This window comes from Pseudomonas sp. Pseusp10 (genome assembly GCF_059492225.1).
In genome coordinates this window covers 5,534,567-5,560,280 of sequence record NZ_CP168528.1, presented here as the reverse complement: position 1 = coordinate 5,560,280, position 25,714 = coordinate 5,534,567, and the positions used below count along the sequence as shown (strand labels likewise).

General features: G+C 59.4%; 23 protein-coding genes and 2 pseudogenes. 8 read left to right on the top strand and 17 right to left on the bottom strand.

Going from position 1 to position 25,714, the window contains the following annotated elements:
- Positions 1-19 precede the first annotated feature (19 nt).
- On the bottom strand, positions 20-874 hold the full coding sequence (locus ACEN8Z_RS25325) for a LysR family transcriptional regulator (protein WP_007997760.1): 855 nt from the start codon (positions 872-874) through the stop codon (positions 20-22).
- A 90-nt stretch (positions 875-964) separates the two neighbouring features.
- Here ACEN8Z_RS25325 and ACEN8Z_RS25320 point away from each other — a divergent pair, with 90 nt between their 5' ends.
- Positions 965-1,399: a multidrug/biocide efflux PACE transporter gene (locus ACEN8Z_RS25320; RefSeq protein ID WP_495596027.1), complete on the top strand. Its 435-nt coding sequence runs from the start codon at positions 965-967 to the stop codon at positions 1,397-1,399.
- A gap of 69 nt (positions 1,400-1,468) precedes the next feature.
- On the opposite strand, the gene ACEN8Z_RS25315 is transcribed toward ACEN8Z_RS25320, so the two are convergent.
- Positions 1,469-2,227 (bottom strand): SDR family NAD(P)-dependent oxidoreductase, encoded by a 759-nt coding sequence (locus tag ACEN8Z_RS25315; RefSeq protein ID WP_495596026.1) that lies wholly within the window; start codon positions 2,225-2,227, stop codon positions 1,469-1,471.
- A gap of 122 nt (positions 2,228-2,349) precedes the next feature.
- Here ACEN8Z_RS25315 and ACEN8Z_RS25310 point away from each other — a divergent pair, with 122 nt between their 5' ends.
- Positions 2,350-3,246 carry a LysR family transcriptional regulator gene (locus ACEN8Z_RS25310; protein WP_495596025.1) on the top strand — a complete coding sequence of 299 codons (897 nt, stop codon included), beginning with the start codon at positions 2,350-2,352 and terminating at the stop codon, positions 3,244-3,246.
- 103 nt (positions 3,247-3,349) lie between these two features.
- Here ACEN8Z_RS25310 and ACEN8Z_RS25305 read toward each other — a convergent pair whose 3' ends face one another.
- On the bottom strand, positions 3,350-4,963 hold the full coding sequence (locus tag ACEN8Z_RS25305) for an inorganic phosphate transporter (protein ID WP_495596024.1): 1,614 nt from the start codon (positions 4,961-4,963) through the stop codon (positions 3,350-3,352).
- A gap of 243 nt (positions 4,964-5,206) precedes the next feature.
- Entirely contained in the window at positions 5,207-6,229 is a 1,023-nt protein-coding gene (locus ACEN8Z_RS25300) for a transporter (RefSeq protein ID WP_007985207.1), read from the bottom strand.
- Between the two features lie 422 nt (positions 6,230-6,651).
- Here ACEN8Z_RS25300 and ACEN8Z_RS25295 point away from each other — a divergent pair.
- Positions 6,652-7,344, top strand: a pseudogene (locus tag ACEN8Z_RS25295) (methyl-accepting chemotaxis protein); the annotation flags it as partial.
- Between the two features lie 54 nt (positions 7,345-7,398).
- Complete coding sequence (locus tag ACEN8Z_RS25290) at positions 7,399-8,277, top strand: methyl-accepting chemotaxis protein (protein ID WP_495598194.1); 879 nt, start codon at positions 7,399-7,401, stop codon at positions 8,275-8,277.
- A gap of 60 nt (positions 8,278-8,337) precedes the next feature.
- On the opposite strand, the gene ACEN8Z_RS25285 is transcribed toward ACEN8Z_RS25290, so the two are convergent.
- Positions 8,338-8,643: a PepSY domain-containing protein gene (locus ACEN8Z_RS25285; RefSeq protein WP_007998894.1), complete on the bottom strand. Its 306-nt coding sequence runs from the start codon at positions 8,641-8,643 to the stop codon at positions 8,338-8,340.
- 207 nt (positions 8,644-8,850) lie between these two features.
- Positions 8,851-9,975 carry a glycerophosphodiester phosphodiesterase gene (locus ACEN8Z_RS25280; RefSeq protein ID WP_495596023.1) on the bottom strand — a complete coding sequence of 375 codons (1,125 nt, stop codon included), beginning with the start codon at positions 9,973-9,975 and terminating at the stop codon, positions 8,851-8,853.
- A 211-nt stretch (positions 9,976-10,186) separates the two neighbouring features.
- Here ACEN8Z_RS25280 and ACEN8Z_RS25275 point away from each other — a divergent pair, with 211 nt between their 5' ends.
- A complete protein-coding gene (locus tag ACEN8Z_RS25275) occupies positions 10,187-10,513 on the top strand; it encodes a DUF2025 family protein (protein WP_495596022.1) in 327 nt (108 codons plus the stop codon).
- Positions 10,514-10,658: 145 nt separating this feature from the next.
- On the opposite strand, the gene ACEN8Z_RS25270 is transcribed toward ACEN8Z_RS25275, so the two are convergent.
- The 4 genes and pseudogenes from ACEN8Z_RS25270 to ACEN8Z_RS25255 all read right to left on the bottom strand — a co-directional run bounded on the left by ACEN8Z_RS25270 (position 10,659) and on the right by ACEN8Z_RS25255 (position 12,524).
- The gene (locus ACEN8Z_RS25270; RefSeq protein WP_495596021.1) at positions 10,659-10,982 is read right to left on the bottom strand and encodes an antibiotic biosynthesis monooxygenase family protein; all 324 of its coding nucleotides are present in this window, start codon (positions 10,980-10,982) and stop codon (positions 10,659-10,661) included.
- Positions 10,979-11,227: pseudogene (locus ACEN8Z_RS25265) on the bottom strand (hypothetical protein); the annotation flags it as partial. The gene ACEN8Z_RS25270 and the pseudogene ACEN8Z_RS25265, both read right to left, overlap by 4 nt.
- A 27-nt stretch (positions 11,228-11,254) precedes the next feature.
- On the bottom strand, positions 11,255-11,788 hold the full coding sequence (locus tag ACEN8Z_RS25260; protein ID WP_495596020.1) for a DUF1003 domain-containing protein: 534 nt from the start codon (positions 11,786-11,788) through the stop codon (positions 11,255-11,257).
- Between the two features lie 127 nt (positions 11,789-11,915).
- On the bottom strand, positions 11,916-12,524 hold the full coding sequence (locus ACEN8Z_RS25255; protein WP_008052662.1) for a TetR/AcrR family transcriptional regulator: 609 nt from the start codon (positions 12,522-12,524) through the stop codon (positions 11,916-11,918).
- Between the two features lie 216 nt (positions 12,525-12,740).
- On the opposite strand from ACEN8Z_RS25255, the gene ACEN8Z_RS25250 reads away from it, so the two are divergent.
- On the top strand, positions 12,741-13,799 hold the full coding sequence (locus ACEN8Z_RS25250) for an MBL fold metallo-hydrolase (protein WP_495596019.1): 1,059 nt from the start codon (positions 12,741-12,743) through the stop codon (positions 13,797-13,799).
- Positions 13,800-13,979: 180 nt separating this feature from the next.
- Here the strand turns inward: ACEN8Z_RS25250 and ACEN8Z_RS25245 are convergent, their stop codons facing one another.
- Positions 13,980-14,297 carry a helix-turn-helix domain-containing protein gene (locus ACEN8Z_RS25245; protein ID WP_007998876.1) on the bottom strand — a complete coding sequence of 106 codons (318 nt, stop codon included), beginning with the start codon at positions 14,295-14,297 and terminating at the stop codon, positions 13,980-13,982.
- 119 nt (positions 14,298-14,416) lie between these two features.
- Complete coding sequence (locus tag ACEN8Z_RS25240) at positions 14,417-15,382, bottom strand: hypothetical protein (protein ID WP_495596018.1); 966 nt, start codon at positions 15,380-15,382, stop codon at positions 14,417-14,419.
- A gap of 277 nt (positions 15,383-15,659) precedes the next feature.
- Here ACEN8Z_RS25240 and ACEN8Z_RS25235 point away from each other — a divergent pair, with 277 nt between their 5' ends.
- Together ACEN8Z_RS25235 and ACEN8Z_RS25230 are read left to right on the top strand one after the other, a co-directional pair.
- A complete protein-coding gene (locus ACEN8Z_RS25235; RefSeq protein ID WP_495596017.1) occupies positions 15,660-17,426 on the top strand; it encodes a SulP family inorganic anion transporter in 1,767 nt (588 codons plus the stop codon).
- 173 nt (positions 17,427-17,599) lie between these two features.
- The gene (locus ACEN8Z_RS25230) at positions 17,600-21,103 is read left to right on the top strand and encodes an alkaline phosphatase family protein (protein ID WP_495596016.1); all 3,504 of its coding nucleotides are present in this window, start codon (positions 17,600-17,602) and stop codon (positions 21,101-21,103) included.
- Between the two features lie 321 nt (positions 21,104-21,424).
- Here ACEN8Z_RS25230 and ACEN8Z_RS25225 read toward each other — a convergent pair whose 3' ends face one another.
- The 5 genes from ACEN8Z_RS25225 to ACEN8Z_RS25205 all read right to left on the bottom strand — a co-directional run bounded on the left by ACEN8Z_RS25225 (position 21,425) and on the right by ACEN8Z_RS25205 (position 25,697).
- Positions 21,425-22,138 (bottom strand): HNH endonuclease, encoded by a 714-nt coding sequence (locus ACEN8Z_RS25225; protein WP_495596015.1) that lies wholly within the window; start codon positions 22,136-22,138, stop codon positions 21,425-21,427.
- A gap of 116 nt (positions 22,139-22,254) precedes the next feature.
- A complete protein-coding gene (locus tag ACEN8Z_RS25220; RefSeq protein WP_495596014.1) occupies positions 22,255-22,788 on the bottom strand; it encodes a BRO-N domain-containing protein in 534 nt (177 codons plus the stop codon).
- Between the two features lie 406 nt (positions 22,789-23,194).
- Positions 23,195-24,442, bottom strand: coding sequence for a ribonucleotide-diphosphate reductase subunit beta (locus tag ACEN8Z_RS25215; RefSeq protein WP_007992761.1), 1,248 nt, complete (start codon positions 24,440-24,442; stop codon positions 23,195-23,197).
- A 526-nt stretch (positions 24,443-24,968) separates the two neighbouring features.
- A complete protein-coding gene (locus ACEN8Z_RS25210; protein ID WP_495596013.1) occupies positions 24,969-25,244 on the bottom strand; it encodes a hypothetical protein in 276 nt (91 codons plus the stop codon).
- Between the two features lie 189 nt (positions 25,245-25,433).
- Positions 25,434-25,697, bottom strand: a complete 264-nt coding sequence (locus ACEN8Z_RS25205) for a DUF2790 domain-containing protein (RefSeq protein WP_495596012.1) — start codon at positions 25,695-25,697, stop codon at positions 25,434-25,436.
- Between the last annotated feature and the right edge of the window lie 17 nt (positions 25,698-25,714).

Genomic DNA, 25,714 nt, shown 5'->3' with positions numbered 1-25,714 from the left:
CTCGCGATAAGGCGCGCCGCTATTCCAGCATCTTGCCCAGCAACCAGCTCCCCGCCGGCCCCGGCGGATTCAGCCGCGACCACAGCGCGTCCACCGACACCGTTTTCGGCCAGCCGCGCACCACCAGTTCCTGCAAGGAGCCGGGCCCGAAGCGTTCCACCAGCCAGCGGGGCAACGGCGCCCAGCCGAATCCGCCCTGAGCCATTTCCAGCAGCATCAGATAACTCGGCGCCGACCAGACGCGGCCCTTGGCCCGACTTTCATAGGGATTGATGATGGTAGCCAGACGCAGCTCACGGTGCTGCTGCAGTACGTCCTGATCGACGTAGTCCAGCGTCGCCAACGGGTGTGCCGGGGACACGAACAAGGCGATTTCCGTGCGCTCGTCCACCGTCGAGCTGACCAGGTCCGGCGGGTAGCTGTCCTGCATTTCGGCAAAGGCCATGTGCGCCCGGCCGCTTTGCACCAGGGACATCAGGTCATCGCATTCGGCGATCAGGCATTCCAGTTCGAGGTCGGGGTAACGCTGTTCGAAGGCGCTGAGTGACGCCTCGAAGCGGTCCGACTGATAGGTGTCGGACAGCGCCACCGTCAGTTTCGCTTCCACCCCTTGGGACAGTTGGCGGGCGGTCATTTCCAGGCGACTGGTGGCGGCCAGGATGTCTTCGGCCCGTTGCAGCATGACGTGCCCGGCCGGGGTCAGTCCGGGCTTGCGGCTGCTGCGGTCGAACAGCGTCAGGTTCAGATCGATTTCCAGGCTGGCCACTGCCGCGCTGATGGTCGACTGGCTGCGGCCCAGCTTGCGCGCCGCAGCGGAAAACGAGCCTTGGGTCGCCGCTTCGACGAACGCCAGCAACACTTCGTGAGACGCCATGAACTATCGCCTTGATCGATGGTTATTGGTTATGAAGTATCGGCGTGATGACAGATCATGGCAACCACAGTCACTCAAGGGAGTCTGGCCATGAGCGCCAACAAGTCCATTACTGAACGTATTTTCCAAGCCATCGGTTTCGAACTGCTGGCCATCCTGATCTGTACCCCGTTGCTGGCCTGGATCATGAAGAAACCGATGCTGGAAATGGGTACGGTCACCGTCCTCATCGCCGCTCTGGCCCTCGCCTGGAACGTGGTCTTCAACGGTATGTTCGACCGGGTGCTCAAGCGCTTGGCCATCGCCCACAACGCCTGGGTTCGTGTCGTGCATGCCTTGTTGTTCGAAGGCGGACTGGTCGCCCTCGGCGTGCCGCTGATTGCCTGGTGGCTGGGTGTCAGCCTGTGGCAGGCGTTCCTGCTGGATATCGGCGTGTTGCTGTTCTTCCTGCCGTACACCTATGTCTACCACTGGGGGTATGACGTGGTTCGGGAGCGGGTGTTGATGACTCGCGAGGTTTGCTAAGTACCGTTTTTGTGGCGAGGGAGCTTGCTCCCTCGCCACAGGGTTTTCCAACAGCCGTCGTTACTCGTGTTACAAAAACATCCCCCCCGAAGCCTCGATACGCTGGCCATTGATCCACTGGCTGCCCGGCGCCAGCAGCAGCGCAATCGCGGCGCCGATGTCATCCGGCAAACCGGCGCGACCCAGGGCGGTGTTGTTCGCCACCAGGGTGTTCAACCCGGGGTTGTCGCGCACGGCGCCACCGCCGAAATCGGTTTCAATCGCGCCGGGTGCGAGGATATTCACCGCGATGTTGCGGGCGCCGAGTTCCTTGGCCTGGTAGCGGGTCAACACTTCCATCGCGCCTTTCATCGCCGCGTAGGCGCTGTGGCCCGGCAGGCTGAAACGGGTCAGGCCACTGGAAATGTTGACGATGCGGCCGCCGTCATTGAGCAATGGCAACAAGGTCTGCGTGAGGAAAAACGGCCCCTTGAGTTGGATGTTCACCAACAGGTCGAACTGTTCGACGGTGGTGTCGACGAAGTTGGCGTGCAGGCCGATCCCGGCGTTGTTGACCAGAAAGTCGAAGCGCTCGCGCCCGAAGTGGCTCTGCAGGACCTTCGCGGCTTCGCTGCCGAAGGCGCTGAAATGCTCACTCCGGGCAACGTCCAGTTGCAGCATGGCGGCGCGACCGCCCAGGCTTTCAATCTCGGCCACCAGAGCCTGCGCCTCATCGGCGCGGCTGTTATAGGTGCCGATGATGTCGATGCCTTGGGCGACCAGATGCAGGGCTGCGTTTTTGCCGAGGCCGCGGCTGGCGCCGGTGATCAGTGCGATTTTACGGTTCATGGGACTTCCTCAGGTGCAGTGGGCGGTTGATGTGAGGAAGTTTATTTATCCGCTGAGGGGTGATAAACAGAGTTAAACCGGAATCACTGGTCGGATAATCCGAACAATTAATGAGCAGGCTGATGAACAAACTGGAACTGTTGCGCACCTTTATCCGTGTCAGCGAGATGTCGAGTTTCACCCTGGCCGGAGAAAGCCTGGGCCTGCCTCGATCAACGGTGTCCGAGCATGTGCAGGCACTGGAGGCACTGCTCGGAACACGGCTGTTGCAACGCACCACGCGTAAAGTGCAGGCGACCCAGGATGGCCTGGTGTTGTATGAGCGCAGCAAGGACCTGTTGTCGCACATGGACGAAATCGAGGGTTTGTTTCGCCAGGACGAGGCGTCGCTGGTCGGGCGCATTCGCATCGACCTGCCGAACATTCTCGCTCGTCGGGTGGTGATGCCGCGCCTGCCGGAGTTCATGGCGCGGCACCCGCTGCTTGAACTGGAAATCAGCAGCACCGACCGCCGGGTCGATCTGCTCGCCGAAGGCTTCGATTGCGTGCTGCGCATCGGCGCCCAGCCGGATCAATCGGTGGTAGCGCGACACCTGTGTGACTTCACCATGGTCAACTGCGCCAGCCCTGCGTATTTGCAGCGCTATGGCGTGCCCGAGCGGCTGGAAGATCTGGCGCAGCATCGGCTGGTGCACTACGTCGGTGTGCTGGGCGCGCGTTCGGAAGGCTTTGTGTACGTCGACAAGGGGCAGGTGCAGCGACTGCCGATGGCCGGCAGTGTCACGGTCAACAGCACCGATGCGTATGAGGCTGCTTGCCTGGGTGGTTTCGGCCTGATTCAGGCGCCGCGGATGGGCATGCGGCAATACCTGCAAAGCGGTGAACTGGTCGAGGTGTTGTCGCCGTTCAATGCACCGTCCATGGAGGCGTCGCTGCTCTATGCCCGGCAGCGGCATTTGCCGTTGCGGGTGAGGGTGTTCATGGACTGGCTGGGGGAAGTGATCCGCTCAGAAGTCTGAGACCAGGCTTTTTGTGGGAGCGGGCTTGCTCGCGAAAGCGGTGTGTCAGACAACAGAGTTGTTGAATGTACCGGCCTCTTCGCGAGCAAGCCCGCTCCCACATTCAGAACAACTGCGTGAACAACCAGTACAAGCTACCCGACAGCAGGATCGCCGCCGGCAAGGTCAGCACCCAGGCCATCAGCAGGTTGCGGATGGTCTTCATCTGCAAGCCGCCGCCGTTGGCGACCATGGTCCCGGCCACGCCCGAGGACAGCACGTGGGTAGTCGACACCGGCAGGCCGAACATGTCGGCGGCGCCGATGGTCAGCATCGCCACGGTTTCAGCCGAGGCGCCCTGGGCGTAGGTCAGGTGGGTCTTGCCGATTTTCTCGCCGACCGTCACCACGATGCGCTTCCAGCCGACCATGGTGCCCAGGCCCAGGGCGATGGCCACGGCGATTTTCACCCACAACGGAATGAACCGCGTGGAGTTGTCGATCTGTTGCTTGAACAATTGCAGCTTGCCGTTGGTGTCGGCGTCGAAATTGCCGACCTTGTTCTTGTCCATCAGGCGAATGGTTTCGCTGCTCAAATACATGTCGTTACGCACGTTGCCCACGGCCTCGGCCGGGACTTTCGACAGCGAGCCATAACCCTTGACCTGGGCACCGATGCTGCCGGTCAGCGCAGCAAGCGCCGGCACCAGTTGCGAGGTCGCTTCCTTGCTGCGCACGTAGTCGGACAGCACCGCGCGCGGGTCGGCCGGGGCCGGCAGGGGAGCCGCCTTGACCAGCGCTTGCTGGGTCACTTCGGCGACCGCCGCGAACTGTAGCGCTTGATCGGCCGGCATGGTGCGGTTCAGTGCGTAAGCCATCGGCAGCGTGCCCACCAGAATCAGCATGATCAGGCCCATGCCTTTCTGGCCGTCGTTCGAACCGTGGGCGAAGGACACGCCGGTGCAGGTCACGATCAGCAGGCCGCGAATCCACCATGGCGGCGGAGTCTCGCCCTTTGGCTCCTTGTACAGCGCACGATTCTTGACGAACGCGCGCAGGGCCAGCAACAGCAGCGCGGCACAGCCGAATCCGACCAGTGGCGAGAGCAGGAGCGCGTAACCGATCTTGGTCGCTTGCGCCCAGTCCACACCGCTGGTGCCGTCGCGGCCGTGCATCAGGGCGTTGGCCACGCCGACACCGATGATCGAGCCGATCAGGGTGTGGGACGACGACGCCGGCAGGCCCAGCCACCAGGTGCCGAGGTTCCACAGGATCGCTGCGATCAGCAGGGCGAAGATCATCGCGAAACCGGCCGACGAGCCGACTTGCAGGATCAGCTCCACCGGCAGCAGGGCAATAATGCCGAACGCCACCGCGCCGCTGGACAGCAGCACCCCGAGGAAGTTGAAGAAACCGGACCAGACCACCGCAACGTTCGGCGGCAGCGAGTTGGTGTAAATCACCGTGGCCACGGCGTTGGCGGTGTCATGGAAGCCGTTGACGAACTCAAAGCCCAGGGCGATCAAAAGCGCTACGCCCAGCAGCAGGAACGGCGTCCAGGTGGTCACCACCGTGCCGAGTTCGTTCATGTCGTGCATCAGGCTGTAAGCGGTAAACAACAAGCCGATGGCCAGCACGGCAAAAAACACCACGATGGTGAGCAGGCCGGGTTTTTTGTCGAATTGCGGTTTGGCACTACTGGCCGGCGCCGGGGCGGCGGTGAAGGAGGGCGTAGCCATCACGGACATTCCTGAGGAGGGAGGTGTATCAGTGATAATCGTTGCCAATTGTTACAGGGAGACTGCTCTGGATCAGTGTTTGGGTATTTTGCAGCCGCTGATCTGAAGCCGAGCACTTAACCCTGTAGGAGCGAGCTTGCTCGCGATGACGGTCTTTCATTCAACATCTCTGTTGGCTGACAGGGCCTCATCGCGAGCAAGTCGGATCGCCGCACCGTCGCTCCCACAGGTTTTCGGACGGACTCAATAATCCTGCTGCTTGCGAAACGCCCAGCGCCCGGCAATCACGGTAAAGGTCGCGACCAGAGCCACCAGGATCCAGAAACCTTCCGGATCACCGGCCAGCGGAATGCCGCCGACGTTCATGCCGAAGAAACCGGCGATGATGTTGATCGGCAGCGCCAGCACTGTCACCACCGTCAGGGTGAACAGCGTGCGGTTGGTCTGTTCGTTGATATTGGCGGCGATCTCTTCCTGCAACAGCTTGATCCGCTCACCCAGCGCTGTGAGGTCGTTGATGATCAGCGCAAACTCTTCGGTGGATTTGCGCAGCTCCTTCACGTCTTCCTTTTGCAGCCATTGCGGCGGCCGGTTGAGCAGGCGCAGCAACGAGCCCGGCTCCAGCGCCAGCAGCCGTTGCAAACGCACCAGCACCCGGCGATTGGCGCCCAGTTCCGCGCGGTTGGTCGACAGCCGCGAGGAGAGCAATTCATCTTCGATCTGATCCACGCTCTGGCTGGTCTTGCGCACGATCTGGGTCAGCACTTCACCCTGGTCGCGCAGCAGATGCACCAGCAGCTCCAGCGGGGAGCGAAAGCATTCCCGGGCCTTCACCGACGAGCGCAACTTGTCCACCGAGTGCAGCGGTTGCAGGCGGGCGCTGATGATCAGCCGGCTGCGGGCGCATACCCACAAGGTCGAGACATCTGACGAGACCAGGTTGCTGAGGTTGAACACCACGTCGTTGACCACCGCCAGCAACGCGGAGTCGACATGCTCGATGCGCGTCGAGCGTGAGCCTTCGTGCAGCGCTTCGAAAAACTCCTCGGGCAATTCCAGATGACTCTTCATCCAGCGTTCGCACGCAGCATGGGCGAGGTTCAGGTGCAGCCAGAGAAATTGCTCGTCGCTTTGCGGTTGTTGCAGGTACTGCAAGGCCTCGGCGGAATTGATTTCCCGACCGGCCTCACCGGGGCGAAAGCTGAAACCGTAAAGCAGGCCGAACAGATCCGTGTCGCGATGGCTTTGATCGATGCTGTGGTTCATGAGGACTCGCAAGGGGAGGGCTCTATCGCTCTTGTGTAGCAGCTGGCGAAGCCTGCGTTCGGCTGCGTAGCAGTCGTCAACTTGAACACGCGGTCTTCCAATGGAAATGCATTGCCTGATTTCACGACTGCTGCGCAGCCGAACGCAGGCTTCGCCAGCTGCTACAGGGCACGTTGTGGCTGGTTTACAGGTTCACTTGAGCGGCATCATCGCAAGGTCGGATGACTTTTTTATGACAGGAAAATAACGCTAACGAATGCTCTACCGGCGGTCGGAATGCTCTCAAGAACCGCTCTGTCTCGCCGATCACGCTTGGGTTGAGTTGCGCGGCGCAGGCTTCGGCCGAGATCGCAGACAGGGATGTCCGGACACCTTTCACGCCTTACCGGGGCGTGCCTCATTCCTGTCATGAGTACCATCCGATGCTTTTGCAAAAGTCCCTGAGAGCACAAATTCTCGCCCTGCTGAGCGGCAGCCTGCTGGCGATGCTGTTGATCGCCCTGGCGTGCTTTCACTTCCTGTCCAGCGGCGTGCAGAGCTACGCCAATCTGATCGAAGGCCCGTTGCATACCTCGCAATTGATCGATGAAGCCAACCTGCAATTCAAGGTGCAGGTGCAGGAATGGAAAAACGTCCTGTTGCGTGGCAAGCAACCGGCGGACCTGAGCAAGTACTGGGGGCAATTCGAAGACCGTCAGCGTGATGTGCAAAGCATCCTCAGCGAGCTGGCTTCGCAGAAGGGCATCGAGCCGTCACTCAAGAACCGCATCGAGCGCTTGCGTGACGAACATCGTCAGTTGGGCGCGGCGTATCAGAAGGGTCGGGACGCGTTCGTGGCCGCCGGTGGTGACCCGACGGCGGGCGACACGGCGGTCAAGGGCGTGGACCGCGCGGTCAGCGATCAGATGAGCGAGCTGGTCAGCGAGCTACGCAAGCAGGGCGCCGAGCAATCGACATTGATCAATGCCAGTGCCGATCGCACGGTATTGCTGGGGCTTGTTGTGATGCTGGTGTCGGGGCTGCTGATCGGTCTGCTGAGCCTGTGGCTGGTCAACCGCAACCTGGTCGAGCCGATCCGCAAACTGATCGAATACGTGGCGCAACTCAGCCAGGGTCGTTTTGCCGAGCGCGTGGCCAGCACCCGTCAGGACGAGTTGGGCAAACTGGCGATGGCCGCCAACACCCTGCGCGATTTCCTTGCCGAAACCTTCAGTCGTTTGCAGCGCAGCGCCTCGGACCTGGACAGCGCCAGCGGTGAGTTGAACTCGATCGCCACCGTGATGGCCGGCGGTACCAACGAGCAGTTCAACCGCACCGACCAGGTGGCCACGGCGATGAACGAAATGTCCGCTACCGCCCAGGAAGTCGCCCGTCATGCCGCCGAAGCGGCGCGCGCGGCCGACGATGCCGACCAGTCCGCCCAGCAAGGCGAGAAAGTCATGCAGGGCACCATCCACACCATCACCCAAATGCGTGGCGAAATCGCCAACACCGCCATGGTCATCCGCCAACTGGAAACCGATAGCGGGCGCATCGGCAAGGTCCTGGAAGTGATTCGCGGTATCGCCGAGCAGACCAATCTGCTGGCGCTCAACGCAGCCATCGAGGCAGCTCGTGCCGGTGAGGCCGGACGCGGTTTCGCGGTGGTGGCCGATGAGGTGCGTAGCCTGGCCCAGCGCACGGCGGCGTCGATCATCGAGATCAACCAGATCATTCAGACCGTGCAGACCGGTGCAATCGAAGCGGCCCAGGCGATTGAAAGCGGTCAGTCGCGCAGCGAAGAAAGCGTGCAGCAAGTGACCGAGGCCGGCGCCATGCTTGAACGCATCACCCTGGCCGTGGAGGCCATCCGCGACATGAACCGCCAGATCGCCACCGCTGCCGAAGAACAGACCTCGGTGGCCGAAGACATCTCGCGCAACCTCACCGAGATCACCAGCATCGCCAGCACCAACCTGGACAACGTGCAGCGCACTGAAGCGGCCAGCAATAACCTGCACGGTTTGTCGGGGCAGTTGAACGAGGTGACGGCGCGCCTGAGCGCTTGAATCCAGGATGCACAAAAGCCGCACGACTTCTCAATCGTGCGGCTTTTGTGCGTTTCAGGATTAAGTGTCCTGTTTGTTTTTCAGGACCTTGCCGTTGGAGGCATCGATGTCCACATCCCACTCGAGGTTCTTGGCGTCACGCAGTTCGACTTCGTACTCGTAACCGTTGAAGTAGTTGTCCAGTTCGGTTTTGGTGATCGTTGCACCCGGGTGCAGATCCAGTGCGATCTTGTTCAGATCTTCCAGCGGCTTGATCTTGCCGTCCTTGACCAGTTGCGGGATCTCATCGACCCGGACATCGGCCTGGGCCAGACCCGCGATGAGGGTCAGGGTTGCAGCGGTAAACAAAGCAGTCAGGGTCTTCATGGGCTTCTTTCCTTGGGTGATCTGTTCAAGTGGGATCAGGCTAGCTTGTGTAACTTAATCCACCCTTAAAACCCTCTGCATGTCCTGCATCAATACCTGTGGGAGCGTGGCTTGCCCGCGAAAGCGGAGTGTCAGTCAACGTGGATGTTGAAGCTGATGGCCCTTTCGCGAGCAAGCCCGCTCCCACAGGTTTTGCGCAATTCTGGATCAGTAGCCGTTGTTCTGTAGCACCTGCGCCACACTCGCCGCCGGGCGTTTATAGAACTTCAACAACTCGCTGGCGCGATTGGTGAAAATACCGTCTACACCGGCGTCCATGACTTTCTGGTAATCCACGGCATCGTCGATGGTGTAGACGTGCACCAGCAGGCCCTGGTTGTGGGTGTACTGGTTCATCCACGGTTGCACCAGGTCCGAGTAACTCTGGTCGCCACCCTGGGTCAGTGCGGCGGACGGGCCGGTGCCGATTGCGCCCTGGGCCTTGGCGTAGTCGACCCATTGCTGGAATTCGGCGTTGTCCTTCGGTTCCTGGCTGGCGTAGTAGGCGGCTTTATCCTTTTCGCCGGACTCGGCAAAGGTCACTTTGGACCTGGGCTCGATACTGCCTTCACCCACCCACAGCAAAAGGATTTTCGGCACCTTCGGCATCTCTTTTTGCAGCAGTTCGAGACTGCTCTTCTCGAAGGTTTGCAGGACCACCTTGCCATTGCCCTGACCGACCGCCAGCTCGCTTTTTGCCGGTTTCGATTCGTTCGGGCTCAGCCAGCCTCGGGCCTGAAGTTTTTCCTTGAGGTCGTGTTCGATGCCGGGAAACTGCTTGGGCTCCTTGGTCTCGATGTACAGCCCGGGCTTGTGCAGGGCGTTGCCCTCGGCGATGTCGATGATTTCATCAAGGGTCAGAATCTTCAGGCCGGCGAAGGCAGGTCGTGCGCGATCCGGGTGCGCGGCATTGAACCAGCTGCCTGCATCCAGGGTTTTCAGTTCGGCCATGGTGAACGCGTTGGCCGGGCTGTCTTTGCGCTCGGGGAATTTGCTGGCGACATCGGTGGTGCGTTGCAGGTTGTTGTCGTGCAGGGCAAACAGCACGCCATCCTTGCTGCGCTGCAGATCCAGTTCCAGGTAATCGGCGCCCAGGTCGCGGGCCAGTTTGTAGGCGGCGGCGGTGGATTCCGGCGCATCGAACGATGCGCCACGGTGAGCGATCACCGCCGGATGCGGAATACCCAAACGGGTTGCCAGTGCCGTGGGACCAGGTTCGCTGGCGGCCTGTGCGTGGCCGAGGCCGAGCAACAGGCTCAGTAACAAGATGTTTTTAGTAAAGGTTGCGGGCATGGTCGAGATCCTTTCGCAATGAATGTGCGGTCCCTTTTAACAACTGATCTTTGCAGGCGCTATCGCGAGACCGACATAAACCTGTTTAAAGCTGATGTTCGTCAGCGTTTTCGTGCGCTTGTTTGCAGTACGCTTGGGCCCTGCAATTTCCCCGGCAGAGGGAAACGCAGGCCCTGCGTGTAAACCAACGATCACCATTGCGGGGTTTAACATGCGCATCACTTCCCGGCTCATCTGCCAGGCTGCCGACCAACTCAAAGGCTTCGTCGGCCTCAACCGCAAGACCGGCCACTACATCGTTCGCTTCAGCGAAGACTCGTTCGGCATGGACGTGGCGGACGACGGCATCATCCCTGCCAGCGAATTCGTCTGGGCCGCGGGGCCCGAGCAGACCATGACCCTCAAGCGCGAATTGATTCAGTTGTTGCTGGACCAGAACATCGATGACCGGATCAACATCACCGAGCCGTTGCGGGTGTACATGAACCGGCGGGAAGTGCCGGAGATTTCGGCGGTTCGCAGTTTGGTTCAGGGTTGAGTTTTTGCGGTGATTTGACTGGCCCCATCGCGAGCAAGCTCGCTCCCACAGTAGATCTTTGTCGCGCACAAATGTTGTGACCGACCGGGATCAAAATGTGGGAGCGAGCTTGCTCGCGATGGCGATCTGAAAAACACTAAATCACTCACTGGTTAAACCCATAAGCCCGCTCAACCCGGCACACCCGCGTATGACACCGCGCATACCAGGTCGAGCGCCCACGCTCGCGAATCGCACTGTGTTCCGGATGATGCTTCCACGCCAGGATTGCCGCTTCACTGGCCCAGTACGACACGGTTATTCCCAGCCCATCTTCGCCCCGAGCCGATTCCACCCCGAGAAACCCCTGCTGTTCACGGGCCAGTTCCAGCATTCGCGCAGCCGCTTCGGCGTAACCCAAATCGCCCTCGGTGCGCAGCGAAGTGAAGATCACCGCGTAATAAGGCGCCGCAGGCGTATCGGCGATCATGACGAGCGCCCCGCACAGGCTTCGACAAAGGCGCTCACCAACGGCGGCAAGACGCCCTTGAGCGCTGCTCGTTCGGGCTGGAACAAGGTCGCGACAAAGAATGGATGGCCGCTGAGTTCGACCGCGCGCAGTCCCTTTTCCGAATCGTGGCCGACGGCGTGCAGCTCGCGCTTGAGCAGCTCCCCTTCGAACTGTGGATTCACCCCATAGCGACAGCGATAGCCTTCATGAATCTCGGACGTTTCAGGGCGCTGAAGTTGTCGTAAGTGCAGTCAGGTCTTTGGTTCATCCTTGCGCACGAAGTGTTGATGCATTTCCGAAGTCAGGTTTTCGATGCGTTCGGTCAGTTCTTTGGTCATTTGTGTCAGGCGGGTGTTTTGCTCAAGCAGTTCCAGCAGTTGCGCGGTGTTTTTCGCGGCTTCTGCCTGTCGTTCAGTGTTGGCGATCGCCAGCGCTTCGCGGTGCTGCGCATCGGCTTCGGATTGAGCTTTGTCCCGCGCGGCCTGACGGGTCTGGGCCAGCAGAATCAATGGCGCGGCATACGCCGACTGCAGGCTGAAGGCCAGGTTGAGCAGGATGAACGGGTAAGCATCGAAATGAGTGAAGCCGGAAAGATTGAGGCACACCCAGGCGACGACGATCAGCGTCTGCGCACCGAGAAACGTCGGTGTTCCGAAGAATCGCGCAAAGGCTTCGGCGCGCAGGGCAAACTTGTCATTGCCAAACGTCGGCGCCAAGTGGGCGTGAGGGCGATGGAAACGCAGGTGATCGACGGGGGTGGTGGCTTCGGTGGGCGTGGTGGTCATGGTGTTCTCTGCATGGCGCTGGGACTGAGGCTCACTATAGCCCCGGCGCCAGTTTCATTCTGAAACACATGGGCCGTTCAAATCAGAGCCATCAATTGTTCGACACTGCCGTCGACGTTGTCATTTATTACACCTGATAGCAGGCCAGAAACATGTCCAGCGCGGATTCAGCCACCTGGTGTTGTTCATCGGGTGGCAAGCCCGGCTTGCCCATGGAAATCTGCGGCCAGAATGCAAAAGACTTGAGCAGGCCATGGATCTGTTGAGCAGCGAATTCGGGAGCCACGGCCTTCAATCGGCCATCTGCTTGAGCGGCCCGAATCCACACCGTCAGCCCCTCTTCGCGCTCACCCATTCGGGCCACCATATTCTGCGCCCGCTCCGGGGAATGAATCGTCGCCGCTATCGCCACCCGTGCCAGGTCGAGAAAATTGTCATCGCCCAACATTTGCAGCTTGGCCTTCAACAACCCGCGCAATTGGTCGCGCAACGGCAAGTCGGGACGGTAGGACGTTTCCTGTTCTGCCGTCACCCGGATCCATAACTGATTGAGGATTTCGGTGAACAACTCTTCCTTGCTGGGGAAGTGGTTGTACACCGTGCGCTTCGACACGCCGGCAGTGGCAGCAATCTTGTCCATGCTGGTGATTTCGAAACCGTTGTCACGGAATTCGTTGATCGCGGCTTGAATGATCGCTTGGCGTTTTCGGTCGGTGAGGCGCTGTGGAGCTGTCATAAGTACGCTTCGGCAGGAAGTGGGGGAGAATTACACTCAGCAGTTTACTTGTCATCGACTTTGATGCAACCTAGAAACTACACTGTGCAGTGTAATGTTTTGTTAATCCTGCCCAGTAAAAAATAGAAAGTCCGGCTGATGCGTGCGTGCCTTGGCCATTTATCGTCCCAAAGCGGAGAATCGCGTGATACGCGGTTTTTCTGGAGTCATTCAGTCATGGCCAATTCAACTTCCTCCCCGGCGGACAACGCCTCCACACTTGAAGCGTCCCGACAGGCTCAAGGGCAGTATCAAAACTTCACGCCCGTTCAACGTTTGAGCTTTGGCAAAACCATGGGCATCCTGTGGAACGCGCTGTTCTACAAACCGCAAAACACCCGCCCGAGCGCCCCCGTCCCGGTGCAAGCCCTGACTCAAGCCGCGCTGATCGCAGCGCCCAACCACAGCGTCTATCGTCTGGGCCACTCCACGGTGTTGCTCAAGTTGCGCGACAAGTTCTGGATCACCGACCCGGTCTTCGCCGAGCGTGCCTCGCCCGTGCAATGGGCCGGCCCCAAGCGTTTCCATCAGCCACCGATCAGCCTGGAACAATTGCCACCGATTGAAGCGGTGATCCTGTCCCACGACCACTACGACCACCTGGATCATCAGGCCGTGCTGAAGCTCGCGGACAAGACCAAATACTTCCTTACGCCACTTGGCGTAGGCGATACCCTGATCAAGTGGGGCATCGACGCCAGCAAAGTCCGCCAACTGGATTGGTGGCAAGGCACGGAAGTCGATGGCATCCAGTTCGTCGCCACCCCGTCGCAGCACTTCTCCGGCCGTGGCCTGTTCGACAGCAACAGCACCCTCTGGGCCTCGTGGGTGATGATCGACGGCGACACACGCATCTTCTTCAGCGGCGACAGCGGCTACTTCGACGGCTTCAAACGCATCGGCGAACAGTACGGTCCATTCGACCTGACCCTGATGGAAACCGGTGCCTACAACGTCGACTGGCCGCATGTGCACATGCAGCCCGAACAAACCCTGCAAGCCCACCTCGACCTCAAGGGCCGCTGGCTACTGCCGATCCACAACGGCACGTTCGACCTGTCGATGCACGCCTGGTACGAGCCTTTCGATCGCATCCTGGCCCTGGCCTGGGAGCGCAGTGTTTCAATTACCACGCCGCAAATGGGCGAGGCGTTCAACCTGATGCATCCGCAGCGGGGTGGGGCGTGGTGGCTGGCGGTGGAAGGGGAGAGTGATCGAGTGGTGCAGAACGCTTAGCGTGATGGGCCCTGTAGGAGCGAGCTTGCTCGCGATGGACGTTAACGATAACGCGCATCTCCTGACTAAACAGGTTGCCCTTTAGTCCATCGCGAGCAAGCTCGCTCCTACAGGGGGAGTGTCAGATTTTTTGTGTGCGGGCCCGACAGGAGGCCATTTATCGTCAATCAATGAATTGGCTCACTCCACCATCGCAAAATCCGCCCGCCCAACCGGATTCGGCGTCGACCCTTTCACATTCATCCCTCGACCCGGCGCAAACCCGGGGAAGAACACCAACCCTTCCGATTCGAACCGATAGGCCAGCGCCAGGCGCGTGACATCCAGCACCTCCTGGCGTGCCTCAAAGCGTTGAATGGCATCCACCGAGACTCGGGACTCCCGCGACAGCTCTTCCACACTCCAGCCCAGCATCGCTCGGGCCTGGGCGCAGTGGGCCGGGGTGAATTGGAAGAGGGCGATACGTTCCAGGGTGATTTTCATCGCTTGAGAGGCCATGGTGTTCTCCGGGCTCGAGAGTGTTGGTCAAAATATACTGTGTTTTTGTACAGTTGTTTTGAGCCCGGATCAAACGCATTTTTTGATTTGTCTTTTCAGACAGACGAACGGTGCAGCGTTTATTTGCCCGCCAACCCCGGCGCCTCCCGCACAATAAAGTGATCCAGATTCTCAATGTTGGCGCTGAATACCCCGAACGTCTGCTCGGGGTTTTTCTTGCTCGGCACCTGCTTCAACTCCGGTGTCACGCCATAGAAGAAGCAATACAGTTCCCGCCCGCTCTCGATGGCATGCTTGATCTCTTCGAGGAACGCCTTGCGCTTGCGGTAGCTGTCGATCAGCTTCTTGCTCAGGTAAACATTGACCGAGTACGGCTTTTTCTCGAACCAGACCTTTTTCTCGAAGTCGATGCGAAAGCTCTGGGTGTAGTCCTTGATCTCCTTGATCTTGCCCCAGTAGATCAGCCCCTTGTTGTCTTGCAGGTATTCGATCTTCTTGAAAAACGAGGCATAAGGCGCGGTGTGCTCGCCAATCTTCAGCGGCACGCGCTTGAGCAAGTCCTTATCGTCGAAGTTTGAAACAAAGCATTCCACCGGGTGGGCAAAGATGCTGGTCTTGTCCGGTGCCGATTCCCTGCCCGGTTGTTCGACATTGCCTGCCACCGAGGGCGTTAGCGACTCATCACGCATCCCATCCGCCGCGACCTTCGGACTGGACGGCTTACGCACATACTCACGTCGAACCAGTAACAATTCCGATGGGAAATTTTCCTCGCGACTGTCATCCGTTTCCGCCTCATCCACACCCGACGCCGGCGTCTTCAAGCTGACATAAGGGCAGCCCTCGACATGCCGCGTACTCGGCAGGTTCTTGAAGTGCGGCGTACGCACGTAATTCACATTCTTGGCGTTGAACGTGCCCAGCTCATTGGCCGCATCGAACGCCAGGCGACAGGCATCGTTGGGGCACTGGAAGTGTTCCCTGGCGGAGTCGAAATCCATCGTCTCGTCGAAATTCAGATCCCGAACGTCGTAGATCGACAACTTGTCGTTGAGGCTGAGGCAGTAGGCGAGGTCGAATTTCATGTCGGCTTCCAAATCCTTTAGATGAACAGCTTCCAGTGATGGTGCATTCGAAGCAATAGCTACACTGAGATCACTTCGATATCGCCGAGTCTGCACAGCCCATCATCGAGGGAATGCTCCATTGTAGGAGCGAGCTTGCTCCGGGCGGCGATCCGACGATGGTCGTTAACGATGCCGCGTGTTTACTGACTAAACGCGGCGCTCTTGAGTCCATCGCGAGCAAGCTCGCTCCTACAAAATTTTTAAATGAACAGCATTACATCAAAGAGGGCGGTTTATGAGCCATTCAGATGCTTCGCCCCCCCTCCCGGAGCCGGGCCGGATAGCCCGCCGGGATGAACAGACCGGTTGGCGCCGCTGGCTACCGGGACTGGGCATGCTGCGCGAATACCAATTGACATGGTTGCGTTACGACATTGTGGCCGGCCTTGTGCTGACCACGATGCTGGTGCCCGTCGGTATCGCCTATGCGGTGGCATCGGGGGTGCCCGGCATTTATGGCCTCTACGCGACGATCGTTCCGCTGCTGTTCTATGCCTTGTTCGGCCCCAGCCGAATTCTGGTGATGGGGCCGGACTCCTCCCTGGTGGCCGTCATCCTTGCTGTCATCATTCCACTCTCCGGCGGCGACCCGCAGCGTGCCGTCGCCCTGGCGGGGATGATGGCGATCGTGTCGGGAGCGGTGTGTATCCTGGCCGGTATGGCGCGCCTGGGTTTTATTACCGAGCTTCTGTCCAAGCCGATCCGCTACGGCTACATGAACGGCATCGCACTGACCGTATTGATCAGCCAGTTGCCCAAGCTGTTCGGCTTTTCGATTGAGTCCGCCGGTCCATTGAGAAACCTGTGGGCCATCGCCTCAGCGCTGATGGAGGGAAAAGCCAACTGGACCGCCTTCATGGTCGGCGCGCTCACCCTGGCGGTGATCCTGCTACTCAAAAGATGGCCGCGACTGCCGGGCATCCTGATCGCTGTGGTAGGCGCGACGGTCGCTGTGGGTGTACTCGATCTTGCGGCACGCGCCGGTGTGTCGGTCCTCGGTTCGCTCCCCCAAGGCTTGCCCGGGTTCGCCATCCCCTGGATCACCACCGCCGATATAGTCCCGGTTTTGATTGGTGGTTGCGCCGTCGCACTCGTCTCGTTCGCCGACACCAGTGTGCTGTCGCGGGTCTATGCGGCCCGGACCCGAACCTACGTCAACCCGAATCAGGAAATGGTGGGCCTCGGTATCGCCAACCTGGCGGCCGGTTTTTTCCAGGGCTTCCCGATCAGCAGCAGCTCGTCGCGGACGCCCGTGGCCGAGGCTGCCGGAGCCAAGACCCAAATGACCGGTGTCGTCGGCGCATTGGCGGTTGCCTTGTTGCTGGTGATGGCGCCGGACCTGCTGCAACACTTGCCGTCCAGCGCACTGGCGGCGGTCGTGATCGCCTCGGCCATCGGCCTGATCGAGATTACCGACCTGCGGCGGATCTATCGCATCCAGCGCTGGGAATGCTGGCTATCGATTGTCTGTACGGTCGGCGTGGCCGTATTCGGCGCGATCGAGGGCATCGGCCTGGCCATCGTGATCGCGATCATTGAATTCCTCTGGGATGGCTGGCGCCCGTACTCCGCGGTATTGGGACGCGCCGACGGGGTCAAGGGCTACCACGACATCAAACGCTATCCCGACGCACGGCTGATACCCGGCCTGGTCCTGTTTCGCTGGGATGCGCCCTTGTTCTTTGCCAATGCCGAGCTGTTCAACGACCGAGTGCTGGACGCCGTGGCGGCATCGCCCACACCCGTGCGCTGGCTGGTGGTCGCCGCAGAGCCGGTCACCAGCGTGGACGTGACCTCCGCCGACATGCTCGCCGAACTGGACGACACCCTGCACGCGGCGGGTATCGAGTTGTGCATTGCCGAGATGAAAGACCCGGTCAAGGACAAGCTCAAGCGGTTCGGGTTGTTTGCGCGATTGGGGGAAACGGCGTTTTTCCCTACGGTCGGGACGGCTGTGGATAGCTATGTTGCGATGTATTCGGTGGATTGGGTGAAAGGATAGGTGCTCCCGCCATTGGACAAGCCCCCATCGCCTGACTAGCGTTGTCTGGCCGATCGAATCGCCGCATGCCTCATGCTCAAGCGCCGGGCCAAGCGGATTGTCCAGCCGTCCAAGCCTTGATTGCGGTGAAACCCAAGAGGTCGAAATCGAGACTTCACAGCAAGGAGCGCACCATGCCGAACAACTGGCCCGCCGGGATTGAGCACGTTGTTGTGTTGATGATGGAAAACCGGTCATTCGATCATTTGCTGGGGGATTACACCCGCATCAACCCGGCGTGTGACGGTATCAACCGTAATGCGCCCAGCACCAATCCGTTGAAGCTGGCCAATGGCAATTCGACGGTGATCACCCAGGCGTCGGAGTTCCCGGAAAACTACAGCTTGTGGGCGCCACCGCCCCCTCTACCTCCCGCGCTACCGCCGAGCAACAGTGAGGGTTTCGACCTTGGCCATGAGTTCGTCAACGTAGAGAAACAGTTGGGCGTCTCGTTCAAGACCAGCCCGGCCAACCCCAAGCTCGATGGTTTTGCCCAGGATGCCTACGACAAGGCCCGCACGGACCTGAAGGTGTACAAAACCTGGTCGCAATCCATGGCCCAACGGGCGATGAACTACATTCCGTTCGGTGCCACGCCAGCGGGCGATACGTTGCCGGCAATCCAGGGACTGGCGCGCAATTTCACCGTGTGTGATCGCTGGTTTTCCTCGGTGCCAGGTCCAACCTGGCCGAACCGTTTTTTCGCCATGCTCGGCAGTTGCAATGGCCACTTGCTGATGCCCTCGACCGGCACGGTACTGGCCGGTATCAAAAGCCTGATCGCACAATTCGGCAGCGAGAGTATTTTTTCGCTGCTGCGCAACAACGGCCACGACGCGCGCATTTATTCCGACGGTGCGGTTCCACTGGCGGCGCTGGTCAAGGGTGGTTTGCAGCACCTGAGCATCGATGATTTCAAGTCGGACGTCGCCGGTGACAAACTCCCCGAACTGTCCTGGATCGAGCCGAGCTATGGCCTGCTCAACGGCAAACTCGGGCCCAACGTGTCCCATCATCCACCGGAGGACCTGCGCTTTGGCGATCAGTTTGTCGGTGAGGTGTTCAACGCCTTGTCGGCCAATACCGCGGTCTGGAATAAAACCTTGTTCGTGCTGCTGTACGACGAACATGGCGGTTTCCATGACCACGTGGTGCCACCGACTTGCGTGGCGACCGGTTCAACGGTCGATGTGCCTTGGAAAAATCCCTTCACCCGTCTCGGCGTCCGTGTTCCGGCGATCCTCGCTTCGCCGTGGCTCAAGCCAGGCTTGATACCCTGGACGGGCAACGTCCAGGCGCAGCATTACGATCACACCAGCCTGCTGGCGTTTCTTTGCGATCACTTCAAATTGCCACGCAGTGCCCTCGGCCCACGGGTGATCGCGGCGCAGCACTTTGGCAATGCGCCTATCTGGCGCGCGGCACCGGGCGTAACGGCTGCGCCAAAGTTGGCGGCCACCCTGGTGCCAAGTCGCGCCGGGTTGCCATTGATCGAGTCCGAACTGGCGACCCAAAGTCGGCAGGTGGTGGACAGCGCCACCGGTTACCTCGACGGCCTCGATCCAGAACAGATCTGGAAGAGCAGCGCCCAATGGGTCAGCGGTTTTCTCGGCAATCGCAGCCGTGCCTTGGCTGATCCGGCTCAGGCCGCGCTGACGCCCGCCGCGCCCAGTGCGGACAGCCTGGAGGCGAAACTGCGGCGCCTGCAGGATTTAATGGTCACTGCCCAAGGGCAAGCCGTTCGCCCGGTTGCGGTGCCTGCCAGCAAAGCCTTGGCAGAACCGGGAGCGGAAGTTGCGCCAGCGCGGCTGCGCGTCCTGTGCCTGCCCGGTGTGGGGTTCACGCCGGCCAGCCAGGGGCTGGGCGGCATCGATGGGAACTGGCAGGACCAATGGCGCACATTGATCCGCAATCAACTGGCGCAGAACGGTCGCCCCATCGATGACCAGGACATCGACTTTCTGTCCTTCGATGAGCAACTCAAGGAAGGGCCGGATTTCGCCCAGATCACCCGAGGCCTGGCGATGCTGAGGGCCGACGCAAGCGGCAAGGCCGACGAGAACTTCGGTAGCTGGGGCCTGCCGGTCAATCAGATGCTGCGCACCACGGTGGGCGCCATCGTGCAATGGATCGAAGACGCCGAGTTGCGCACTGAGTTGACTCAACATCTGTTGGCGAAGATCGAGGCATTCAATCCGCAGATCATCTTCGCCCAAGGGCTGGGCAGCCTGATCGGCTACGACGCCCTGCGCAGGTCGGTAGCGAAAAAAGGTTCGGCACTCAAGCGCATTGATGGCCGCGTGTTCGTCAGCTTCGGCTCACCGATTGCACTGCCACTGGTGATGCGCGAAGTGTGGGGCGGACGGGTCCTGCGTCTGAGCGAAAACGGCCGAGGCATCCGCCGTTGGTTCCACCTCTACAACCCCAACGACGGCTTGCTGACCCGACCAATCACCTCGCCGGACTCGGCGCGGGTCGACTTGCAAACCGAGTTCAGCGTGCCATTGCGCGATGACCTGCTCGACCTCAATCACGCCGCCCAGGCCTACTTGTCGTCACCCTCCAGCCAGACCAGCCTCTGGCCACAACTGGCCCGCGACGTGGTGGCCGCACGCGCACTGGAAGTGCCGGCGTTCCTGTCCCGCAGTGGTCAACGCAAACGCCGCGCCCTGGTGGTCGGCATCAACGATTACCCCGACCCGAGCGCACGCCTCGACGGCTGCATCAACGACACCTACCTGATCAGCCGCATGCTCCAGGAAAGCGGTTACGACGCTGGCGACATCCGCTTGCTGCATGACACCCGAGCGACCCGGGCCAACTTCGTCGAGCGCCTCGAATGGCTGGTGGAAGGCGCCCGCGCCGGCGACGAGCGCGTGTTGTTCTACTCCGGCCACGGCACTCAACTGCCGGTCTACAGCAGCAGCGGCGAAGCCGACTGCATGGACGAAACCCTGGTGCTCCACGACTTCGACTGGGACGACGAAAGCACCCACTTCACCGACAAACTGTTCCGCCAGTTCTACAGCCACCTGCCATTCGACCCGGACGGCCACGGCGCCAAACTCACCGTCATGTTCGACTGCTGCTACGCCGGCGGCATGACCCGCGGCAACGGCCGCGTGCGCGGCATCACCCCACCCAGCGACATCCGCCACCGCATGCTGCGCTGGGACCCCTACGCCGGCGACTGGGACCGCCGCGTCTACGCCGTCGACGCCGACCGCCGCGACTTCAGCGAACAAGACAACAAAACCCGCGGCCTCACCCGCACCCGCACCACCCAAGGCGCCGCCACCGGCCTGCGCCCCGAGAAAAAAGCCCAACTGCTGCGCCAAGGCAAACTCTACGGCCACCACGGCCCCTACATGCCCCTGATGCTCTACGCTGCGCGGGAAAATGAAAAAGCTAACGAATATGAGGTGGGTTCGAACAGCTACGGCGCCTTCACCTACGCCCTGGTCGAACAACTGCGCAAATTGCATCAGGAGGATGCGACGTTGGGGTTTGACCAGTTGATTGAACGGGTGGGGAGTGTGCTGAGTGCTAGGTCGTTGGGGCAGACACCGGAGATTGTCGGGCCGAGCGGGGTGAGGGCGGCGGTATGTCCATGGCGGATTAGTGGGTTGGGGAAATGATGCTTTAGCGGTATCGCGGGCAAAGAAAAGGGCCGCAGGAAAATCCAGCGGCCCTGATAACACCAACGTTCCCAAGCCAGCCGCCGAACCCCTGTGGGAGCGAGCTTGCTCGCGATTCGCAAGATCAACACAACAACCAAGCCAGCCACCCACCTTGTGGCGAGGGGGCTTGCCCCCGTTGGGCTGCGAAGCGGCCCCAAAATCCGTAACTCGCGGAGTATCAGACAAACCGAATTCTGTGAGTTGACGACTGCTGCGCAGCCGAACGGGGCGGTTCGGCGCTCCGACAAGCCCCCTCGCCACGGGTTCTGTTTTGCTCGGTTATTCGGGTTTCAGCCGTTTCACCTTTGTATAAAGCGAAGCGGTGAACTCCGCCCGATCACTCGAATGGTGACAACGTCGATGACAGTTCGGGCAGAGCGCCACAGCATTGCTCGGACGGTCCGAACCTTCCTGGGCCAAATGCTTAACGTGGTGAACCTCAAGAAATGGCCTGCCCGACTTTTCAAACGGAGCAGGCTTGCCGCAGCCTTCGCATTTACCTTCAGCCTGCTGGCGAACCCAAGCCCTTACTTCAGGATCACGAACATAAGACTTTCCGCTGGACTGAGTCTGCTCTGGTTTCTCAATTCCCTTCGGCTCATCTTTAATCGGTTGTCGCTCAAGCTTTGCAGCTCGCTGCTCCAGCGTCGCCTCGTCTGCTGTAGGGGCGAAGTCTTCGGGAGTTACTGGACCCGGAGCATTGAGTGCTTCACGAATGCTCTTCGAAACATTGGCGCCGACATTTTTGGCGGGTTTGTAGCCCTCAATGCGGTCACGCCCGAGTTCAACCAACACGGTAGAAATGTTCTGCATCCGAAACTCAACAGAACCTTTGGTCCGACCAGCCAAAGCCCCCTCGCGCAGGACGCGATTTTCATGGGCCTTGTTGATCGCCTGACCGTTCTGCTCGCGAGAAAGCATGCTGAGATAGGCATCGACTGCAGCCTGAATCTCTACCTCACTCCAATCGCCGTTGCTCTTTTCCGTATCCATACAATCGCCGAGGGTTAAATACCCTCGGACGATACTGAGTGGCCACTACGACTGTCTACGAAAATTCCTACACAAAGAAGAGAAGGTTCTTGCGGTTGGTCCTACAAGCACGTTACCTAACCCATCGAATGCTTCGACGACTGAAACACCCGCGCAACCTTCCGCCACCAAGGTTTAACCACCGGCATCCGCCGTTGCGTGTGATCGAGCAACAGGTAAGGCATGTCCCGCAGCCGAATCCAACCTTCATCCTGCCAATGCAGCAGACTCAGCGACATCTCCGGCCAATCCAACAAACTCAGCATCGGCCGATCCGAATTGTCCGACTGCTCCGCATCACGTAAGGCCGGCACCACTTGATGGGTGATCCACTCACGCAGCAATCGATTTCCTGGTGCGTAGTGATAGACCAACAGCGCATAAACACCGGACTCACTGAGCATCAGCTGTTTTTCCGGTTGCCGGTAATACTCAATCCACAACGGGCGGTGTTGGTCCTTGTCCAGTTTGTTGACCATGCGTTCACTCAGATGGAAACCCATCAAGCGGCCGATATCGCGGGCGCAGAACCACGGTTGGTTTTCCAGGAGGAGAGCATGGAGAGGGAGATTGTGGCGGGTGAAGACTGTTACAGAAAAGAGATCAGACATGGCCGATCTCCATGGTTCGGAAAGTGACGAGAAGGTTGTGTTCAGGCATATCCATTACCTCTACGTTTGGACTCTGGCGGGCCTGACCCCAACGTAGAGTGGACATAAGAAGCTCCAACGAGCAAAAGCCTCACACAGCCGTACGATAAATCACCAAGGGTGACTGCTCGTCTGTGTAATTGGCTAGCTTTCTACGTTGGGCGTTTCTTAGGCACCTGCAGTAAAGCTTAGGGCCGCATGGAATGGCCCTCAATACAGAAGGTACTGGAATACATGTAGGAGGTTTAACTACTACTGAGATTGCGAGTAAGAGTTTTCCTACCCCACAAAAAAGCCCCGATCAGATCGGGGCTTTCAGATGTTCGATTTGTCGATTCAAGTCGTCAAATCGCGGCTAGCTTGGGAATTAATCCCAGCTAAGCGCACCACCAGTTTGGTACTCAATTACACGAGTCTCAAAGAAATTCTTCTCTTTCTTCAAGTCCATAATCTCGCTCATCCAAGGGAACGGGTTCGTAGTCCCTGGATACTCTTCCTTCAAACCAATCTGGCTCAAACGACGGTTAGCGATGAACTTCAGGTAGTCCTCCATCATCGCCGCGTTCATGCCCAACACCCCACGAGGCATGGTGTCACGAGCGTATTCAATCTCCAGCTGAGTACCTTGCAGAATCATCTGCGAAGCTTCTTCCTTCATTTCAGCATCCCACAAATGCGGGTTTTCGATTTTGATCTGGTTGATCACGTCGATGCCGAAGTTCAGGTGCATGGATTCGTCGCGCAGGATGTATTGGAACTGCTCGGCGACGCCGGTCATTTTGTTGCGGCGGCCCATGGAGAGGATTTGGGTGAAGCCGCAGTAGAAGAAGATGCCTTCCAGGACGCAGTAGTAGGCGATCAGGTTGCGCAGCAGTTCTTTGTCGGTTTCGACGGTGCCGGTTTCGAACTTCGGATCGGAGATCGAGCGGGTGTATTTCAGGCCCCAGGTGGCTTTTTTCGCGACCGATGGGATCTCGTGGTACATGTTGAAGATTTCGCCTTCATCCATGGCCAGCGATTCGATGCAGTACTGGTAGGCGTGGGTGTGGATCGCCTCTTCGAAAGCCTGGCGCAGGATGTACTGGCGGCATTCCGGGTTGGTGATCAGGCGGTACACGGCCAGGACCAGGTTGTTGGCAACCAGGGAGTCGGCGGTGGAGAAGAAGCCGAGGTTGCGCATCACGATGCGGCGCTCGTCGTCGGTCAGGCCTTCCGGGTTTTTCCAGAGGGCGATGTCGGCGGTCATGTTGACTTCTTGCGGCATCCAGTGGTTTGCGCAGCCGTCCAGGTACTTCTGCCAGGCCCAGTCGTACTTGAATGGCACGAGTTGGTTGAGGTCGGCGCGGCAGTTGATCATGCGCTTTTCGTCAACGGCGACACGGGCGGAGGCGCCCTCGAGTTCGGCGAGGCCTTCGGCGACGTCGAGGGAATCCAGGGCAGCCTTGGCGCGGGCAACGGCGGCGGAGTCAGACGCGGTCACGGCACGGGCTTCCAGGGCGGCGGCACCGCCGGCGCTGTCGAGACGGTCCATGTTGGCTTCGGTGGCGTGGCCAGCGTTGGCGCTCTTGACTGCTACTTCCGTGTCTTCTTTGTCGAATTCGTCCCAGCTCAGCATGACGTGTCGTCTCCTGCGTGAGGGCCAGTGTGCCCGTGTGAAAATCTATAGGTCGGTTTTTCACACGGCCTTACTGGCCGCGTTGGATCTAAAGGAATCGTTTTTTGCAGCAGCTATACGCAGGCATCAAACAGAATTTTGTACGGGGTTCCGAGAGCCACTGATGGGCGCAGCAAACGGTGAACGCTTGTGCGGGGCTTCAGACTGGCTTTCATCCCTGTAAGGGAATATTGCAGGCCCGTTTAAGGCCGCATTATAGGGAAGTTTTGCGTGCTGTGGTGCGGCGAAATGGCTCACGGATCGGTCGACGGCGACCGTTTTTCGGTCAGAGTGAGGGTTTACAGGGCTTTGAACGACGTTGGCGGGGGAAGATTTTTTTTCCTGATTTTTTGCCCTGGATTATTTTTGCTCAAGAAATAACCAAAAAAGGCTTTTTTCACTACATCTTGTGTTTCGGTGGGGTTTTCTCTGGCTCCAGACACAACTAAGCCCGACCGAAGCCGGGCTATGAAGTCACGCTGGCGGATCAGCTCAGGCGAGCGGCACCGACGTGATCAGTGCCATCGGCGGCGAGGCGGTCGGCACCGGTGTGATCAGAGCCGTCGGATGCGAGTTTGCCGGCGCCAATGTGGTCTGTGCCATCGGCTGCAAAGGACGCCGAACCGGTGTGGTCGTAACCGTCGGAAGCGACAGCCGCTTCGCTGGTGTAAGCGGCAGAACCGGTGCGGTCGTAACCATCAGCGGCGAAGGTGTTGGCAGCCAGGACGGAGAGGGTCAGGGCGAGGATCAGTTGGGTTTTCATGGTCATTGCTCCAGTTTCGTAGGCGTTGTTTGTCTTGGGTTGCAATTGATTCTACGCCTGCTAATTCGATTAAAAAGCGCAAATAAATGCTTAAACTAATCGATTAAATCGATAATTAAGGTTCGGCGCTTCATCTGCCTGATCGCGGCGGGTGGGTCGAACCTTTTGGGGGAGGGGTGAAGCAGGGAGTCAGCCGTTAGAGCAACCGTTGCCCATCATGCTGTAGCGCAGGATATGCTGTTGACCGTGGGAATCTTCGTATTCCATTTTCATCGGCACAACTTCACAAACGTTCGGGGCTTCGCTCATGGAGATCACTTTGGCGATGTCCAGATTCATTGAGTAAGTGTATTCCTCAACGGGCGGTTGTTGCTGTGCGACATCAGTCGGGACCTCGCCTGCCATGGCGGTTACGCACACGCTGCCGAGGGCCAGAACCAATAAAGCTTTCATTTAAGTTTTACCTTTCC